Source organism: Oenococcus sicerae, assembly GCF_004102045.2.
GTDB lineage: Bacteria > Bacillota > Bacilli > Lactobacillales > Lactobacillaceae > Oenococcus > Oenococcus sicerae.
Window position 1 is genome coordinate 297,967 of sequence record NZ_CP029684.2, and the last position, 17,802, is coordinate 315,768.

Here is a 17,802-nt window from a genome sequence, read left to right on the forward strand (position 1 = left end):
CTTATTTACGCTGTCTTTTGCCATCTTTGGAGCATAAGATATCGCTTTGTCTCTACGACTAGGGCTTTATCGAATTTTTAGTGCATCAATAATCAATTGACTTGATATTGTTTAACATCATTTACCATATTCAAGGCATGATCTTTAAGCAATAACGAAATAATGTTTTCAGATGCTTCAGCTGCAATGTCAATTCTTGCCTCTAAAGTACCAGTGCCTGCATGTGGTGACATGATGACATTATCTAATTTTCTCAGTTCTTCGGGAATCACTGGTTCTGTTTCAAAAACATCTAAACCAGCTCCGGCTATTTCTCTGTTCTTCAAAGCACTAATTAGATCGTCCTGCTTAATCAGCACGCCTCTTGCAGCATTGATGATAAATGCGGTCTCTTTCATTTCTTGGAATACTGCTGCATTAAATTTCCCGATAGTAGACGACAAGGCGGGTGCATGCAGCGTTATCACATCGGCATTTTTAATCAATGTATCAAAGTCAACATATTCAACATCTAATTGTTTTTCGAGATCTTCAGGCAGACGATGCGCATCATTGTAAATAATCTTCATACCAAAAGCTTGAGATAATTTAGCTACTTGACTGCCAATCCGACCCATGCCATAAATGCCTAGGACTTTGTCTTTCAGGCTCATGCCCATATAACAACGTTCGCTAACATCGATCCACTGCCCTGAGCGTACGATCTTATCGTAAAGATAAAGGCGCCTTACTGTTGCCAGCAAAAGAGCTAATGTCATTTCCGCGGTAGGCAACCGCACACCTTGAGGCGCATTTGCAACTACAATACCTTTTTCGCGTGCGTAATCAATGTCAACGGCATCAAAACCAACGGCATTCACGGCAATCACTTTTAAGTTCTTGCCAGCATCAATCAACTCTTTGTCGCCTTTCAGGCCCATCAGAAGAATGCCTTGGTACTGATCAAGATGGCTCAAAACATATTCCCTTGAGAAAGCTTCTCCAGAAGTATAGGTGACATCACATACTTCTTTTAACTGTTTGATTCCTTCTTCAGGAATAACTCCTGTTACGATAACTTTTGGCTTATTCATCAATAAGACTCCTTTTTTATTCATTTACTTTATGAAAAGCAAATTTAGTTGATTGCAATTTTGACACACAGCTTGTGGTTATGCTCAGATTTGCCATTAACCATGCCGTGAGCTGCATGTAAGTCAGTTGGATAAAAAATAGCAAAATGGCGATCAGTTAACAAGGCTTTTCCATGATGCTGAGGATGGGCAAAAAATTGAATATCTTCTTGTGCATCATAGTTGCTCACAGCCTGAGTATTTCCTATGTCAGACCAGCGTACATATTCGGCTCCTTGAATCATATAGTGAATATCAATGTGGTCCTGATGCGTTTCATAATTCATGTCTTTGTAATCACGTGAATCATAGCTTTGGAATCTCAATTCAACACCATCAGCAATGACTTTAGGCCCAATTGGCTCACTGAGCAATTCCTCAATTGTATGATTCTCTAACCAATCAATTGCGGTTTTGATTCTCGCTTGTATACGAGAGTCGCGTTTGTAATTTTTTCCTAATTCGAATTCCATTGTGTCATTCCTCCAATAAAAAATTTAAAATATTTAATACATTGCAAAATGTTCACCGGTCAAGCATCGGCACAGCTAATGTTTCGTTGATACTAAGTTCGGCTGCGATTGTACATTGACTGTACTTTTTTTCGTATTTTTGTTGCCTTCGCGAATGAAAAGCAAGGCGACAAATCCAATCAATGGAAAAACCGAAATAACTAAGAACGAGGTTACGTAACTGCCTGTTGCTGTTAGCAAACTTCCCAAGAGCATCGGTGCCAAAAAGGAACCGGCTTGGTTAAAGACATTGACAAATCCAACGACTGTTCCGCGAAGTTCTGTTGGCGCAACTTCGACAGACAAGGTATTTGTGAGCGAGCTAAACATGAAGGCGCCCACACCAAGTGCACCAGCCCAAAAGTACAGCATGCCAAGATTGCCTTTAGGCGAAAGAGCAAAACCGATAATCGTTGGTGTAAAGATCGCCATAAAAATAGCAGATAGCATATGCCTAGACATACGGGAATGATCGGAAACCCAACCAGCAATTACCATAGAAATGACAGAGGTAATGCCAAACAAAGCCATCACTTTACCAGCAGTTACAACGGAAAAACCGAGACTGCTAACAATGAATAAGTTTGCCCAATTCGTGACTCCCCATTTAGCACCGGTTGCACATAACCCAGTTACGGCCAGCAACAGCACATTTCGATTCGTAACAGCTTTTTTCAGCATGACGATCGAGGATTCTTTATTAGCATCGGCAACTTGCACATTCTTCTTGATTAAGCGGTAAGGCGGCTGCCCCTTTAATGAGTAAGCGACAAAACCCAACACAACCAATGGAATCAATGCAGTAACGAACATAGCTGAACGCCAACCATAACGTTGAGAAACAGTTGGTGCATATAAATTGACAACAGTTAAGCCAAAGGAGGTACAAGTGGTAAAAATTCCAGTGGCTGTTGCTCGCTGTTTGGCAGAAAACCATTCGCCAATAACGCCCATGCAGGCCGCCAAATCAGGACCAGATACTAATCCAAGGATAAATCTAAATGCCAATCCTGACCAATAGCCTTGCATAAAGCCCATCAATGACATAGCAACACAGTTGCCAATTACTGTGAAAAGAACCATCTTCCTGTAACCAATTTTGTCGGCCAGCATACCGCCCGGCAAAACTGTAATCGTGTAACCGATATAAAAGGCTGTTACATACCAGTTACCCTGGGATACACTGAAATGCATTGCGCTATTGACTGTCGGCATTAACGTCGCCCATACCAGTCTCGTAATAAAACTAATTAGAAAGGCCAACCATAGACCAGTTAAAACTAAAACTTGTTTCTTCGTCCATTTATTACTAACTTTTTCGTTTGTCATATTCATTACATCTTCTTCATCTTCTTTTATCTACCTAATTTCAAAACGATCTTCCGAACGCGAGACGGCGTTTGATTGACAAAACCATTAGTTCGATGAGGTTCATGCATACCAATAAGAACAAAATCTCCCGCTTGAAGAATGATTTTGTTAAATGCAGTAGGTGTTTCAACTAATTGCAAATCACGTTTTTCATCATAAGATCCTAATTTTCCATAATCTGTATTAGAAGAAATATCGATTTCCTCTTGGCCGGTTACGATGTAATGAAGATCCAATCGTTTTTCATGAATTTCAAAAGCAACATCTGAGATATCCTCCGTTGCATACTCTAAGGTTTGGCAGTAAAAACTCGTGTCTTCCTCATGGCTGCGACCCAGTGGTGTGGTTGTTAAATCCGTTTCGTTTAAAAACAAAATGGCCTTTTGCAATTTCTGGTAATCTGATTGATTTAGATATTTCAAATTAGCAAATAACATACTTTTTCCTCACAATTATCGTTCTAAGAATTTGGTTAATCGGTTAACCTTTTATCACGTTCAGAGTCCTTGTCAACTTCAAAAAAGTATAACTGAAATGATAGATAACTATCCGGTTATCATTGAATATAAGCAATTAAACCCAATTTATTAATTTTGATCAAAGCTATTAATACCTGTGCATGAAGTCAAATTAAGTTAATCGGTTAACTAACTTACTCCTAATAGTGTATGCGCTTTCTTTTTTAAAGTCAAGATAAAAATTTGCTGCACAAGCTGGTTTTCTGCTTTTGTGAAATAATTATTTTCTGCAATCGCTGTTATTGTTTCAAAGATTTAAAATTTTCATAAAAATTCACAAATATTTTTTTTTACAAATTTCACAAATCAATAGATAAAACAACTTAAATCGATACTTATACTCTGTGATTGTTATAAACAGCCACAGAGTTTACTAGTTCAAATATTTTTCTGTAAATGTGTTAACATAATTGGTGTAAGCGCTTCCGAAGTTATGCTGCTCATTGAAGTAGTCTTCGCAAGTTGTCAGTAGGACGCTTACGCTAATCAATTCTATTGATACTCGAATCCGCAATCTGACATTAGTGCATTGTTCTCCGCACTAGTCACTTGCGGGTTTTTGTTTAACGACCAGTTCTAAACACTATCAGAATGCTATTCAGGACATTCTACCAACTATTCTGGAATCGCCCTCTTTGAGATTACTGCATCAGATCTCTCACTTTGTTCTATCAAAGAAATTTGCTTATGTCTCATCCTTAAAAGTGGCATGATATTTCTAGCATCAATTTGGTAAATAGCCAAAGACTTGATTACGAGTTCATAGATCGAGCATGTTGACCACTTACTGCAGCAGATCACGATCCTGTGCAGTCTAATCATAGCTGCTGACAAGATCCTGTACATTCACTGTTTTATAGTATTTCCACTGAGTATTGCTGGCATTCGCATCAGCATTATCTGTCGATGAAACAGGCTGATAAAAATTAAATGTGCCATTATGGTTATCTAAAATCCTGACCGAATGATCCATCCAATCACCAATTTCTTCACCGTAATCGTCAATCACGATCACGCTCGGCGTACCCATATAGACAGCATAATGAGTGCCCATGAAGGGCCGGCCGTCAAACATAGTAATCACCAGCAAGGCCAATTGCGTATCCTGAGACAGACCATCGAAGTCATTTTCGTTTGAGCTGACCGCCACCGATGATGACGCACTTAAACTTGGGCTAGAAACCGAAGCCGAACTCGAAGCCGAAATTTGTGTTTTTTTCTTATGAATTTTTTATGCGAAAGCGTTTTGCTGCTAGATTTTTCTCTCGTTCCCAGCTTATCTTGATTGCTTCTACCTAACGCAAAAGAAGCCAAAGCAATAATAGCAAACAGCAAGACAGCTGCGACGACAATTACTATTTTTTTAAACATCTTGTTCATAACTCAATCCCTGCACCAAGTCTAACAAAAAAGCCATCACGGCTTTTGCTAATTGATTATTATGTTGGATGAAAATCAGCTGAACTTCAGGCTTTGTAATGCCCTCTTAGCTTGCTGAGTTGGAAGAGCATGAAAATAAAAGTGATAAATGTTAGATAAGTCAAAATATTGAACGAAGCATTCAAATAAGGTTTGATCGTATCGACCACAAGACGAACGCTTAGCCATTTGAAATAGAAACCAACGAAAAGAGCAGCGATTAAGGCGATAGTGATGTAGAACCAGCTGTAATTATGTTTCAGGGTGCCGTTTTCTGCCTGGTACTGCAAAGCCCAACCGTCAATTTTTTCGATCCTAAAAGAGTCGCGCCAAGTCGATAAATGCACTGAGACCTTAAACCAGATCGTCAACTCGGCTGGAATCGTTGTCAAGGCCAGCAGAACATCAATGAGTCGGCGGTTTGGTGTTTTGATCGTGGCCACCGTATTCAAGATGGCTGAGACGAGGATCGGCAAAAACCAAATGTAAGACCAAACAAATTCATGAATGATCAGTGCGACCGGGATTAAGACAACTAGCATAATTCTAATCAGAAAATTGAAAGCCATCAGTATTTCCTGACTCCAAAGCTGTCTGGCATAAGCGGTTGAGATACCAGCCTTGGTCATATATTGGATAATGCCGGCCTGCCATTTTTTTCGCTGATTGTACAAACTCGGCAGCGTATTCATCGAATCGACATAGCACCGGGCCGAATCACTGATCTTGCATTGCCAGCCGACTTCTCGAATCTGCTGCGTCAGCAATAGATCCTCGGTATCGCTTTCGTTAGAATAGACACCATTCATTTTGAAATGCGTATAGACGTCTTTTAAAGTCTCCGGGCGAAACATCGAACATTGGCCGCCAGCGATTTGAGCAATATGATTATTCACTTTTTGCTTGATCGTCCAAGTTGAAAATTCAACATTTTGAGCAACGGCATAGAATCGTGACATCGGGCCGCCAAACTTGCCATGTTTTAACATATATTCTCGATTAGGATCATTTCGTGGAATGACATTAATGCTTTCAGGCAGCAGGCACTGATAATTAGCACTAACAGCGCCAGTCTTATACTGTGCGATCAATTCAAGATAGAGCGTTGATAAACAGTCTCTAGCCAAGTAGACATCGGCATCAATACCAACGAAGGCATCGATATTCTTGACTGACTTTAAATGCTCTTCGGATAAGGGTTCCTTAGTCAGATCACCCAAAAATAGTCGATAAATCTGGTTCAAAGCACCAGACTTTCGTTCTTTGTTATTGACTGTTTCCAGGACATAAAGATTTAATTGGTTGGAAAACTTTCGAATTTCGTTTTCCGTATTATCCGTACAATTATCCAAAGCGATAAAAACATCTAGAATATGGTGGGTGACCCCTCTTTGCGCAACGATACTTTGGAGGACACTCGTAATTGTGTCGGCCTCATTATGTGCTGGAATTACCAAGACCATCCGTTTAGAAACGTTATCATCAAAAATTCGATTGTTGACAGCATCCTCGTAAGCAACCATTTTTAACATTATGTGATCCTCCTAAAATTGCTCAATAACTTTGTTGCATAACCAATAACATTATTGTACATGAATTTTATTCCATTTACAATAACTTTGTTGTATAATTATGTTATGAAGAAGAGAGTTACATTTGCGCTTGACCAAGACGTTGTCGCAGAGCTTAAGACAATTTCAGATGAAACAATGATCCCACAATCTCGCTTAGTTGAAAAAGCCATCGAGGAAGTGATCGAGGAAGAAAAAAAGAAAATCGATCAAGGTCTTATCTAAGCTTTTTTAACTCAAAAGTAAACTAACAGTTATTCGTCATTCATTTGTAAAGCGTTTTAACAATACTCTCGAAATTATTGAGAGTATTTTAGTGTCTTCTAACGCAAACTCGGCAATATGTTGTTGTGCGTTGAACTGAACCTGGGTATGTTTTGGTTTTTAGCCATTGATGTCCTAATATCACCATTTCTAGCTAACCATTAAGGCAAAAACGCTGTCATTGATTCAATGTCCAATAAAATTATACTGATTCATAGAGTAAAAAGATACTTTTTTCTTCAATTGATCACGAATTAGCTCGTTATTTGAAAATTAGACATTTTTTTCATAGAAATAGCTCATATTCGTTGGCAAAAACAAAACATTTTCATGACATATAAAAAAGTCCCCCCGAAATGATCGACAGCTCTTATTTACTGATTATTTTGAACCGTATTATCGGCATACTGTTGTAATTGCTGAACATCTTTGACCGCTTCATTTAGATCAGATTTGTCTTTAGCGCCAGCGTTCACCTGTTTTTGCAGGGAAGTCACTTGATCATTTAAGCTCTTAATAGTTTGTTTGTCTTGCTGAAGTTTAGAAGCGAGAGAATCGACTTCGCGTTGTTTAGCATCGATCGTTTGCTGCATACTAGCAACTTTCGCGTTTTCTTCGTCAATTTTTTGTTGAATCTGTATCCTTAATGAATCGTTATCCCGTTTTGCATCAGTTAACTGTTTTTGCAAATTAGTTACTTTGCCATTCAGTGAAACAATGTTATTTTTCGCATCGCTCAAGTCTTGGTTTGATTTGCTTAATTGAGAATCCAGAGTCGTGATATGCGTATTTTTTTCTTGAATTCTGTGAGCCAAAGTATCAATATCAGCCTTCGTCTGCGCGACATTTTGGTGACCGGCCCAGACACTGTCAGCTATACTTTTTACACCAAAACCGGCAAAAAGCAGTAACACAGCCGTTCCTACAATTAAGAAACATTTTATTGTTTTCTTCATAAATACCTATTCAATATCTTGTTTGTGCTGCAAATAGGAGCACAACGTCTGATAATTATACTAGCCATATATACGAATATAAACGATAACTTTTTGACAGACAAGGGTTCGGTCCGCTCACGAGCCTAGTCCAGATCAACCTCAACCGGATAAACGAGATAACGATGTTTCATAAGTCTGCCTCCTTAACGCTAGGAATGATTGATCGATACGTCCCAATTCTAATAGCATCTTTGATCTGAATTACCTAAATCTATTCAAGAAAGCCAGCCATCTAGCTGAGATTTCTGTGACAATTCTGTCTATCAATCTATCAGAGCGTTTAGTCACTTGCGCTTGATCAATGACCTCATTGTCATCGTCTGTGGGATAGGCTTTTTCATACATACTCAGCAGCGTGATCTGAGCCATGGGTTCTAGTTTGAAAACACGTAACTCACGACTGGTCAGCTGCGTGATTTCTGTCTCTGTTAAATTCGTCTTTGCCTGCAGCTCTGCAAGTGTCCGTGTGTCGAGGATAAATTCCATTCTTTCTATGGCATTCATGTGATCAAGTCCTTTCGTATGGGGTATCTTATGAGGATAACAGAAAACGCCATCCAATCCTGCAAACAGCTGCCCAGCTTCATTTGCAAGAGTATTGAAAATGAGGTACAAACATATTTTGACCTAGGCCAATAATTTATTAAATTAAATCGCTGACAATAAACACTATTTTTTAGAGAATTTATTCAAGCTGCTTTATCATCGCTTATTGTTCCGTTTCGAACTTTAATTGCGCCTGCGGTTGACCCTTGATCGAATTTGCCTTGTTATAGTTTGCGAGTAATAGCCAGACAGATGTATTATGGCTAAACTGTTATATCGGCCAATTCAGTTTAGCAAAATCCTCTGATCAACCTGTTATCATAATGTCAGCGTATACGCAAAATCCATAGTCAATATGTGCTAGGTGTTATAATGAATTATGTTAGTTAACTCATGTGAACAAGTTAAATAAAACTAGCCTATGTTAAAAGAAATTGAGGTTTCGTATGGTTTTCGCGGCTGGTACTTTCCCTCTATGGGATCGATCATCAGAAGCGATCTTAAAATAATTAATTGATTAAAAGCACCTTGATGGTGTTTTTTTATTGGTTTAGGGTTTTAATTATTAAAAAACATCCCAGCTAATGTTGAGATGTCCTGTAAGTGATCTTCTTTGAAGTTATATTTCATTGGGTCTAAGGCCCGGTATTTATTATACAAAAACCACCAATTCTATGCCACAACCCAATATATGATCTAGTTTGTCCTGCTGGTCAACCAAGAAACGACCGCTACGACGATCACGGCGCCAATGATCGAAGGAATCAAAGCCATACCTGCAAGCGTTGGTCCCCAATGACCCAAAAGCGACTCACCTACCCAAGAACCAACTAGACCAGCCACAATGTTGGCAATCCAGCCCATAGCCTTGCCTTTGCTAGTTAAAGCGCCAGCGATAGCACCGATAACAGCACCGATAATTAAAGCCCAAATTAAATGCATAGTATTTCCTTTCCCAAACAAGATGTTATTAGTACTACTACTAATAACTTTATTTTAACAAAAATCACAAACTCATTTCTTGAGGCAAAAGAAGATCTCTACAGGCCTTCTTATTTTAATCTTATTTCTTTTCAGGATCTTTGGCTTCGTTGAGCTTGCGAGTAGCTGCTCAATCGTTCTTATCCAGATCTTTCTTGACATCTTCAACTTTGTCAGCAACAGCATCTTTAGCATCGGACAACACATCCTTTGCTTTTCCCACTGCTTTTTGAATCTTACCTTCACCTTCACGAGCCTTGTCACCGGTAACTTTGCCTTCGACTTCTTTGGCAGTACCAGCGGCTTTGTCTTTCAGTGAATCAACTTTATCTTTTGATGACATATCTTTCTCCCTTGGGTTATTTCAGTAAGTCGTACGAAAAATTACTGATAGATTAATTATGTCATAGTCAGATAACAAGACAATTAAACTACCATAACAAATACTCAGATAAAACATGAAACACGCTAGCAGAAAAGTCAGCTAATTGTCTTTAAATGTCTAGCAATCAACTGATGCAGCTGCCCAAAATCAGGTCTAAGGTCAAAATCATGTTTCGGAGTGCCTATTAAGCGATCAATAATAGCTTTTAAACGTGTTAGGTCGGTCTCGTCTGTATAGTCGATCCAATCAATATGCTCTAACCAATCAATGTAAGCATGTTTCCCTTTGCCATAGCTATTGCCAAACAGTAAGCATGGCGTGCCTGTCAAGACAGAAAAGACCATTGCATGCCAGCGATCAGTGATAATCATTTCTTGATGAGCAAACAATTCCAATTCTTGCTGAAATAATTTTTCACGCGTCATCGGCGTAATATGATCCACCGTATCAAGAACCGTATCTGTTTGTATAATCGAGCGTTGAGGCTTATCCAGCAAATGCTTCATAGACTCAACAAGCGTGTCGTCCACCACTTTTTCACCATCACGGCGTAAAGCAAATAAAGCTCCTGAGCGCTGGAAATGGAAGTCTTCGGCCTTCATATACAAGACCATATCGGGCGTGAATAAAACGTGATTGGAAAATGTTGTCTGCATGCGATGATAACTTTGCGCATCGCGGGCGATCAAGAATAAATGTGGATTCCGACTATAAGCAGCCTGACTCAGCTGTTGCTGTTTATGACCAAAATCAGTCTCTTCAAAGTGAATAGATTGTGGAAAAGAAATCGTCAGATTATTCACAAAAGTAGAAAATACCTTTCTCCGCGCTGATTCATGCTCTGTATAAAGGCTTCCCATATTACCGCCGCCAACAAAAGAAACAACGTCTTGGGAAGTAATGATCTTCTCAACAGCTTCGATCCCGGCATCATTATCATCTTCTAGAATTTCAATATATTGAAATTCGGGGAACTCAGTCTCAATGTATTTTCGCGAGGCCAAAGAAACAGCTTGATCGCCTAAGTTCGTATAATCGGGAATGCCGAAAGCAAAAAACTTTGGTCGACTATTAGTTGGCAAGGTCGAAACTGATTTTGTTGTTTCAATAAAAAAACGAGGCATCATATATCTCCTTTAAGATCGATCAATTTATTTTTGTGTTAAAAAATCATTTTTCTCATAAGCTATATGCATTTCTCTTTTGTTGATCACAAAGATAGAGAGCAGAACGCTGACACCATTGCTTAAAGCGAAGATGAAAAAAGACATTCCCACTCCCACACTTGAGATCAACAAAGGAAAAATCAAACTGATGACAAAATTTGTAATCCAGGTCGTTGCAGTTGCGATCGACATAAAACGCGCTTGAACAACCGTAGGAAACATCTCAGACATAATTAACCAAGTCACTGGGCTGACAATCCCTTGGTGGCTGGCCAAGAAAAGAGCTAGAAAGACTAGAACGAGCAAGCTTGTCGCAGCTTGATCAAGAGACTTTAAGTGCATGACGAAAGCTAATAAAGCCAAGAAGAGAATATTGCCTGATAAACCGATCAACAGCATACGATGATGATCATACTTTGCAATTAATCTTGTACCAAAAATACTGGCTAGTACCGAAACAAAGCCTATCAAAACGTTGGCATACAAAGAACCGCTTTGGCCCATACCTATTCGTTCTAACAAAATCGTGCCATAATACATGACTGTATTGACACCGGAAATTTGTTGAATCAAGGCAATGACGGCACCAGAGAAGAGCAGATAAATAAGACTGGGTTTTTTCCAAATGCTGCGCCATGCTAAACCATTACCAGTGTCCTCGGTATTTTTGGCATTATTTGCCAATTTTTCCGAAACTTCTCTTGGAAAACCAAGTCTTGAAAATAGATGACGTGCACGTCTGACTTTATTTTGTAAGAGCAGCCAGCGAGGACTGCCGCTAATATGAAAGGAATTAAACCATAAAAAAATAGCTGGAATACTAGCGGAAATAATCATGACTCGCCAAATCGGTCCCCAGTTCCCCCAGATATTTCCTAATATGGCATTAACACAGAAAGCGGTCAACTGTCCCATGACAATGAAAATGGCATTTTTGTTAACATTATTTGTCCGAACCGGTTCGGGTGAGATCTCAGCTAAATACATCGGTGACAGACTGGAAGCAGCTCCGACGGCTAAACCCAAAATAAAACGGAAAATGGCCATAAACATAAAATTCATCGAAACTGCGCAAAAAATAGTTGAAATAGTAAATAATGCAGCGATCCAGCGAAGCGTCTTTTTTCGACCAAATCGATCTGCAAGACTGCCGCATCCAAGTGCACCGATACACGCGCCTAGTACCAAAGCACTTGAGACAACACCTTGTAAAGCCGGAGTCAAATCAAGCTGACTAGGTTTGCTCATAAAAGCTAAAGCGCCATTAATAACGCCCGTATCATAACCGAATAGAAAACCACCCAAAGAGATTACGTAAGTACTGTATCTTAAAAAACTATTATTGAACTTGGCATGTTTTCTATGCATTGAAATCCTTTCTTGTCTACTAAATTTAGAATAAAAAGATAAGTGCATTTATGTAAACACCATTTCATTCTAGTCCTCTTTATCTACGACTTTTATAAAGTAAGCTTTTCTAACTAGCGCTAATCATATTGGAGGATGGCTATAAAGCGTTCGATACGGATACGAGGCAGCTTTATTAGACCAAGCTAGTCAAGAAACAACGCTGGATCAGATCCATTTTTGCAGGTAATGAAAAGGATCTTTGGGCAGCTTTTATGCTAAAAGTTGCCTTTGAATTATCTAGATACAGCGGCCTAATAAAAAAACGACTCGTATGAGCCGTTTACAAACAAAATCTAACTGAGATTAGCGAAGTGGTGCACGATAACCAGCTCGTTGTGCTTCATCAGTGGTCTTAAACCATTGGACAACATGCTTCGTACGTGCGTAATAAGTACTGCCGGGAATATGATAAATATGATCAACGGATCCTTTGATCAGGCCATTACCGTTGGCATCAACATAGCGCTGTTCACCGGGATTATTTGCGGCAGCAGCAGCGGCAGCCGCTTGAGCAGCATTGCTTCTAGAAGCAGCTTGAGCGGCTGCTTGTGACGAAGCCCGGGCAGCAGCGGCAGCCTGAGAAGAAGAAGCGGCAGCCTCTGAAGCAGCTTTGGAAGAAGCAGCGGCTTCAGAAGATGAAGCAGCAGCACTTGACGACGAAGCGGCCTGAGAAGATGCCTTCTCTGAAGCCTGTGAAGCAGCACTGCGTTTGATCGTCACGATGACACGCGTATGGCTCGTATATTTCTTACTATGTTTACTAATTAATTGATTGGTCTTATGAGAATCAACTTTGTAAGCAACTTTATTAGTAGCACTTTGAATTTTAATCGTTTTTTTGAAAGAACCATTTTTGTGAGCTTTAACCGTAAATTTACGATACCCGCCCTTATATTGTGTAAAAGTGATTTTTTTATCACCTTTAATTTTGCCGTGGATAGTTACTTTGCCATCAGCGTCACTAGTTAAATTTACTTTGCGATTATCTTGACCGGTTACATGCAGCGTAATCCCTTTAACCGCTTGCATTTTAGCCGAAGCTGTATTCGCAGATATTTGGAAATTCCCCGAAGCGCCAAAAGCGAATAAAGAAATTGCAGCTATCCAAAATGGAGGTCTGTCCTATCACCGTGCCCTGGCTATTGTATAGCGGGACTTGAATATAGGCAGACAAAAATAGAACGGCTACAAACAAGATAAACAAAGCAGTCACTTTAACAACAAAATGGACAGCACGCCTATGCTTGAGAATTTTATAAGCTTCAGACCATTTAGGATCATGACGGCGGTCCTTATAAAACTGCCAAGTATGCGGCGAACCCTGTCTCGATGATCTATAATCCCCTTGATTAGCCATTCTTCCCTCTCTCCCTCAATTTAGCTGGTTAAAACATAACTCAATCGAAGGCAAAAAGAAAGTAAAAAAATCATCTTTCATATAATAAAAAATAAAAATTCCAGGTTTGTGTGGAAAAAGCAAAAACGTCATTAACCAGCCAAAATTCTTTAAGCAATTCAGCAAATCTCGATATATGACATTGACCAAAAAAACAGGCTGATATCACAGTCTCTTTTCTACTTATATTTAATTATGTTTTCTGAAAATAAAATTACGTACTAGCTGAGTAAGCCCCATGCGTATGATTATTTTGCCTTGATGATGATGTCTGTCCATCATGGCTTTAGCGATTGAGCCACCGCCTTCTTGAACCGTTCGTATTAGTAAACCGCTCTGATGTTTATTCAGATCCGTCGATATGCCGCCGAGTATCACGCCGAAAATTTCAACGGAAATTTCGTGTTTTTTATAATACATCGCAAATGATTTGATCATTGAATTTAGCGAAGCCTTACTTGCCAAATAGCCCAATGGATTAAAAGAACCGATAGGCGTCGAAGGAATTGTGACATTCAAGATTCTGCCATGATTTCTTGATAGCAGCGGTGTAAAGGACTTGATCATTTCAAAATTACCAAGAAAATTAACCTTTGCCAGCTCCTCTAATTCAGAAGATGCCAGTTCCAGAGGATTTCTTTGCATATTGCCAGAAATACCAGCGTTATTGATCAGTCCATCCAATTTCGGATAATGTTCCGCTAGATATCTGGCAGCTTCATGAATGCTGCTAGTATCGTTGAGATCGATTCGTAACCACTGAGCAGTAATTCCCTCTGCTTGTAATCGATGAACAGCCTCTTTTCCACGCCCTTCATTTCGAGCACCAATCAGGACCGTCCAACCCTTCTTTCCCATTTGTTTGGCAGTTTCAAACCCAATACCTTTGTTAGCCCCGGTAATCAACACACTTTTTGTCATTTTTTGCTCCTAAAGCTTAATTATGTTGACACTGTCAACATAAAGAAGATTATCCTATTACGTTGACATTGTCAACTTTTTCGGATAATGTTTTTTATATAGATAGATTGGACCTGACACGATGACAAAAAATACCCGTGACAAAATCATAGAAACGACTATCAAAATTATCGAAAACAAAGGCATTGATTCTGTCAATATGCGTGATCTAGGGACAGAAATCGGCTTATCTCGGGGTGCAGTATATCGGCATTTCAAAAACAAAGATGACTTGCTGGTCACGATCGCTGTCCAATCATTCGCTGAACTCTCGACACGTCTTTCAAAGTTAATACCAGGTAATTCGCAAGCCCAATTAATTAACTTGTTGAATGACTATTATCGTTTTGGCACTGAGCATCCTTCTATATATGATTTAATGCTTAAAAGGAAATGGACCACTGCTGAATATCGGGACTTACGACCTGTGGCGATGCGACCATTAGAAATACTTCGCGAGTTTATTCCAAACACGATTGATTCCGCTATCGTATTTTCCTTCATTCATGGCCTTATCGAGTTAACTAATTCTGATCATGTTGAAGCAGAAAAAGGATTAGATGATCACCAACTTTTAATTTCAGCTTTTGTTTCAAAACTATATTAATCGCATTATACAAAAAATCATTTTTCAAAAAATAGCAAAAACATATTTCTCAGCATTAATAGTCTGATTGAACATTATGTAAAATCATGGCCGGTCCTAATTCATGATGGGTTTCAAGCCGACCGAAAAGATAAAATGCAAGAATCAAAACACGCTGTTAATGATGATGAGGCTTATAAATTTTTTTGTGCTGAAACCGTTGAATTCTGCAGCAATAACTTTTTGTTGCCATTGCGGTCTAAAGAATAGACAGACGTGACCGGCATTTTTTGTAAAGAAGCAGCTTTATTCGATAGCTGAGAACTGAGGTTAATCGTAGAAATAATACGATAAAATTGGTTAGTTTTCTTCAGGGCTAAACCAATTGTTTCCTTGTGCGATCTCACCATGATATCAAAAACGAGATGGTCATATCTTTGCGCTTTAGTCAAACAAACCTTAGTCGATAATAACTCATTGATTGAAATTAACGCAGCAGTTTTCCAGGTGAAATATCTTTTTGGATCGCTACCAAGCGCCATTATCTCATCTGACAGTTGCCAATGATTCGAATTAAATCTTTTGTTGACGATTTCTTTCCAGAACATCGTTGGTCGAATATTTTTGGGCTGATGTTTGTCCACTTGTAAGCCACAAAGATGGAGAAAATTACTTTTTTCAAATTCTATAGTCACTTGAGAGATATGTTTGGAACGCATATTTTCTTTATATTCGTAAATAACTTTTTTATCAATAAAATAAGTCTCAAAAAAATCAAGCGCCTTTTCCCAAACCCTCTGACATTGAGTTTCTTTATTACGTATCGCTTCCGAAGAAGATATTGCTTTATTTTTCATAAAACTCCAAAAAAAAACGCGGATAAACCGTGTCTATCATATGTAATATGTAGTGCAAGCTTTTCTTGCGCCGAGCACGCTGACAGACCCTTACGTCCTGCATTAACCAGTCACATGTCACTGGCGAGACTAACAGACCCTTACGTTCTGCATTAACTCGGTGGGCGCCTGCGACCCTTACTAACAACACAACACGGAACCACAGGACACAACAACCCACGCAGTTCCTCCACCCATTATTAGGTATCAACTTTATTTGAAATCCGTCTTAATAAAATCTTAATATTTAAAAACTATAGACTCTGCTGATTCTCAGCAGCTTTCTGCGTAAGGCTTGCCTGAGCACGATCATCTCAAACTCCCTAAATCCTTATTTTGAAAATAGCTTAGCACTGTTATCGACAAAATAGCATACTCGAATACTCATTTTTGATTATAAAAAAACACCTCACGAGCCCCAGCCCGATATAGCGTTTCTTGATCATCTCAATTACCAGCTCATTACACTTTAGCGAGCTTGGACATAACTTTTTTAATGTTTTTATTCGTGGTAATGCTTTGCAGCATTTTCTTTTGTGGGTCCGGTTGAGAAAGACGGTCGTTGATAATTTTTTTGGCATTATCTGTAGTAAATTTAGGCGAAATATTGTTCGTTCGAGACCTCCTTGAAGAGATCGTATCATAAAGTATCTTGCATAAACTCAGTATCTAATGAACAAGCGGTTAATAAAAAACCTTTTAATTCAACTTCGAAGATTTTCCCTGCAGCCAATGCAATAGACATATCATATAGTTTTTGTGGATTATTATCGGAAAATTTAAAAAGTTGAATTTCAAGAACATGATAGTTGAAAGGAAGGCCGTCCTTTTATTGCCATTATTGAAAAGTTGCTTGGTTGCAATCGAATACCATAAAAAGGCTGCTTTATCTATAATGGTCGGATGAAAATCTACTCCAAAGGCCTCTTGATTCATAGCTGATAAGACACGATCTAATCCATTTTCATCTTTAAGGCCATAAAGTGATTCTTCGCTAAAATTTTCTCAAACGTCTTATTGTAAAGGCACATTTGCTTAATCGATAAGTCCTGTCTATCAGTAAAAAAACATGAAATTTTTCGTAACTCTATCAGCGGCATCTAACAGGTCGATTTCGTAATAACGATTATTAATATGACTCACTTTCAGATTTTGATAAGACTGTAGGTTGAGTTTGCTACTAAGGAAAAACACAAATTCATTTAATTGCTTTGTTTTAAAATTCGTAACTACAAAATCTAATTCTTTTAAATTGACTAAGTCGTCGGGCATTCTTGAATTTTAACCAAATTATACTAACGAAATACTGGTTACTGTGAGGTTATAAAAGTAATTAATATATAGCCATGAAAATCTAATTTGCCTGTATTTAATCCACTGCTTGAAGATACGTAGCGGCTCTTTTCACCCAGACCACAGAATGCCAGTTGCCACTCTTAAGACAAAAATGGAACGCGGTGGGCTAAGGAATCTTAAATGCGAACATATTGGTAACAGGCTGCAAGTGATCACGTAGACATTCCTTGCAGCATAAATGCTATCGTCTCATTTGTAGGAAGGCACTAACTTCCGTGTTTCAACATCTAAATATTATTGAACAATAAAAAAGACCACCCTATTATGCATGAACTAAGTTCGGAGGCCTAGGCGGTTCTGTTAATACTTACTATACATACATGTATACATGGATTTTGTCTTTCTGGCTGGCATT

Annotated in this window: 19 protein-coding genes; 2 read left to right on the top strand and 17 right to left on the bottom strand. The window is 38.8% G+C overall.

All coding sequences use genetic code 11. The features are described from left to right. Positions 1 to 92: 92 nt before the first annotated feature. The 6 genes from DLJ48_RS01535 to DLJ48_RS01560 all read right to left on the bottom strand — a co-directional run bounded on the left by DLJ48_RS01535 (position 93) and on the right by DLJ48_RS01560 (position 6,464). On the bottom strand, positions 93 to 1,073 hold the full coding sequence (locus tag DLJ48_RS01535) for an NAD(P)-dependent oxidoreductase (protein ID WP_128685292.1): 981 nt from the start codon (positions 1,071 to 1,073) through the stop codon (positions 93 to 95). A 44-nt stretch (positions 1,074 to 1,117) separates the two neighbouring features. Next, positions 1,118 to 1,585, bottom strand: coding sequence for a NanQ anomerase/TabA/YiaL family protein (locus tag DLJ48_RS01540; RefSeq protein ID WP_128685294.1), 468 nt, complete (start codon positions 1,583 to 1,585; stop codon positions 1,118 to 1,120). 75 nt (positions 1,586 to 1,660) lie between these two features. Beyond that, positions 1,661 to 2,953 carry an MFS transporter gene (locus DLJ48_RS01545; RefSeq protein WP_128685296.1) on the bottom strand — a complete coding sequence of 431 codons (1,293 nt, stop codon included), beginning with the start codon at positions 2,951 to 2,953 and terminating at the stop codon, positions 1,661 to 1,663. A gap of 26 nt (positions 2,954 to 2,979) precedes the next feature. After that, positions 2,980 to 3,432 carry a NanQ anomerase/TabA/YiaL family protein gene (locus tag DLJ48_RS01550; RefSeq protein ID WP_128685298.1) on the bottom strand — a complete coding sequence of 151 codons (453 nt, stop codon included), beginning with the start codon at positions 3,430 to 3,432 and terminating at the stop codon, positions 2,980 to 2,982. A gap of 895 nt (positions 3,433 to 4,327) precedes the next feature. Then, positions 4,328 to 4,663 (bottom strand): hypothetical protein, encoded by a 336-nt coding sequence (locus tag DLJ48_RS01555; protein ID WP_128685300.1) that lies wholly within the window; start codon positions 4,661 to 4,663, stop codon positions 4,328 to 4,330. A 316-nt stretch (positions 4,664 to 4,979) separates the two neighbouring features. Further along, positions 4,980 to 6,464, bottom strand: a complete 1,485-nt coding sequence (locus DLJ48_RS01560) for a glycosyltransferase family 2 protein (RefSeq protein ID WP_128685302.1) — start codon at positions 6,462 to 6,464, stop codon at positions 4,980 to 4,982. 105 nt (positions 6,465 to 6,569) lie between these two features. Here DLJ48_RS01560 and DLJ48_RS01565 point away from each other — a divergent pair, with 105 nt between their 5' ends. Continuing rightward, positions 6,570 to 6,728 (top strand): ribbon-helix-helix domain-containing protein, encoded by a 159-nt coding sequence (locus tag DLJ48_RS01565; protein ID WP_128685304.1) that lies wholly within the window; start codon positions 6,570 to 6,572, stop codon positions 6,726 to 6,728. A gap of 413 nt (positions 6,729 to 7,141) precedes the next feature. On the opposite strand, the gene DLJ48_RS01570 is transcribed toward DLJ48_RS01565, so the two are convergent. The 9 genes from DLJ48_RS01570 to DLJ48_RS01610 form a co-directional block, all read right to left on the bottom strand. Further along, positions 7,142 to 7,723: a hypothetical protein gene (locus DLJ48_RS01570; protein WP_128685306.1), complete on the bottom strand. Its 582-nt coding sequence runs from the start codon at positions 7,721 to 7,723 to the stop codon at positions 7,142 to 7,144. Positions 7,724 to 7,966: 243 nt separating this feature from the next. Further along, on the bottom strand, positions 7,967 to 8,269 hold the full coding sequence (locus DLJ48_RS01575) for a hypothetical protein (protein WP_128685308.1): 303 nt from the start codon (positions 8,267 to 8,269) through the stop codon (positions 7,967 to 7,969). 738 nt (positions 8,270 to 9,007) lie between these two features. Next, positions 9,008 to 9,253: a GlsB/YeaQ/YmgE family stress response membrane protein gene (locus DLJ48_RS01580; protein WP_128685310.1), complete on the bottom strand. Its 246-nt coding sequence runs from the start codon at positions 9,251 to 9,253 to the stop codon at positions 9,008 to 9,010. A 169-nt stretch (positions 9,254 to 9,422) separates the two neighbouring features. Continuing rightward, on the bottom strand, positions 9,423 to 9,635 hold the full coding sequence (locus DLJ48_RS01585) for a CsbD family protein (RefSeq protein ID WP_128685312.1): 213 nt from the start codon (positions 9,633 to 9,635) through the stop codon (positions 9,423 to 9,425). Between the two features lie 137 nt (positions 9,636 to 9,772). Further along, positions 9,773 to 10,801, bottom strand: a complete 1,029-nt coding sequence (locus DLJ48_RS01590) for a polysaccharide pyruvyl transferase family protein (protein WP_128687049.1) — start codon at positions 10,799 to 10,801, stop codon at positions 9,773 to 9,775. Between the two features lie 27 nt (positions 10,802 to 10,828). Further along, complete coding sequence (locus DLJ48_RS01595) at positions 10,829 to 12,211, bottom strand: sugar porter family MFS transporter (RefSeq protein ID WP_128685314.1); 1,383 nt, start codon at positions 12,209 to 12,211, stop codon at positions 10,829 to 10,831. A gap of 345 nt (positions 12,212 to 12,556) precedes the next feature. Then, the gene (locus tag DLJ48_RS01600; RefSeq protein WP_128685316.1) at positions 12,557 to 13,282 is read right to left on the bottom strand and encodes a sunset domain-containing protein; all 726 of its coding nucleotides are present in this window, start codon (positions 13,280 to 13,282) and stop codon (positions 12,557 to 12,559) included. A gap of 1 nt (position 13,283) precedes the next feature. Next, the gene (locus DLJ48_RS01605) at positions 13,284 to 13,610 is read right to left on the bottom strand and encodes a hypothetical protein (protein ID WP_128685317.1); all 327 of its coding nucleotides are present in this window, start codon (positions 13,608 to 13,610) and stop codon (positions 13,284 to 13,286) included. A 228-nt stretch (positions 13,611 to 13,838) separates the two neighbouring features. Continuing rightward, positions 13,839 to 14,570 carry an SDR family NAD(P)-dependent oxidoreductase gene (locus DLJ48_RS01610; protein ID WP_128685319.1) on the bottom strand — a complete coding sequence of 244 codons (732 nt, stop codon included), beginning with the start codon at positions 14,568 to 14,570 and terminating at the stop codon, positions 13,839 to 13,841. 121 nt (positions 14,571 to 14,691) lie between these two features. Between DLJ48_RS01610 and DLJ48_RS01615 the strand changes: the two genes are divergently transcribed. Then, the gene (locus DLJ48_RS01615; protein WP_128685321.1) at positions 14,692 to 15,216 is read left to right on the top strand and encodes a TetR/AcrR family transcriptional regulator; all 525 of its coding nucleotides are present in this window, start codon (positions 14,692 to 14,694) and stop codon (positions 15,214 to 15,216) included. A 173-nt stretch (positions 15,217 to 15,389) separates the two neighbouring features. Here DLJ48_RS01615 and DLJ48_RS01620 read toward each other — a convergent pair whose 3' ends face one another. Beyond that, entirely contained in the window at positions 15,390 to 16,052 is a 663-nt protein-coding gene (locus DLJ48_RS01620) for a PBECR4 domain-containing protein (RefSeq protein WP_128685323.1), read from the bottom strand. Between the two features lie 738 nt (positions 16,053 to 16,790). Next, positions 16,791 to 17,027 carry a Fic family protein gene (locus tag DLJ48_RS08540; protein WP_243148624.1) on the bottom strand — a complete coding sequence of 79 codons (237 nt, stop codon included), beginning with the start codon at positions 17,025 to 17,027 and terminating at the stop codon, positions 16,791 to 16,793. Positions 17,028 to 17,802 lie beyond the last annotated feature (775 nt).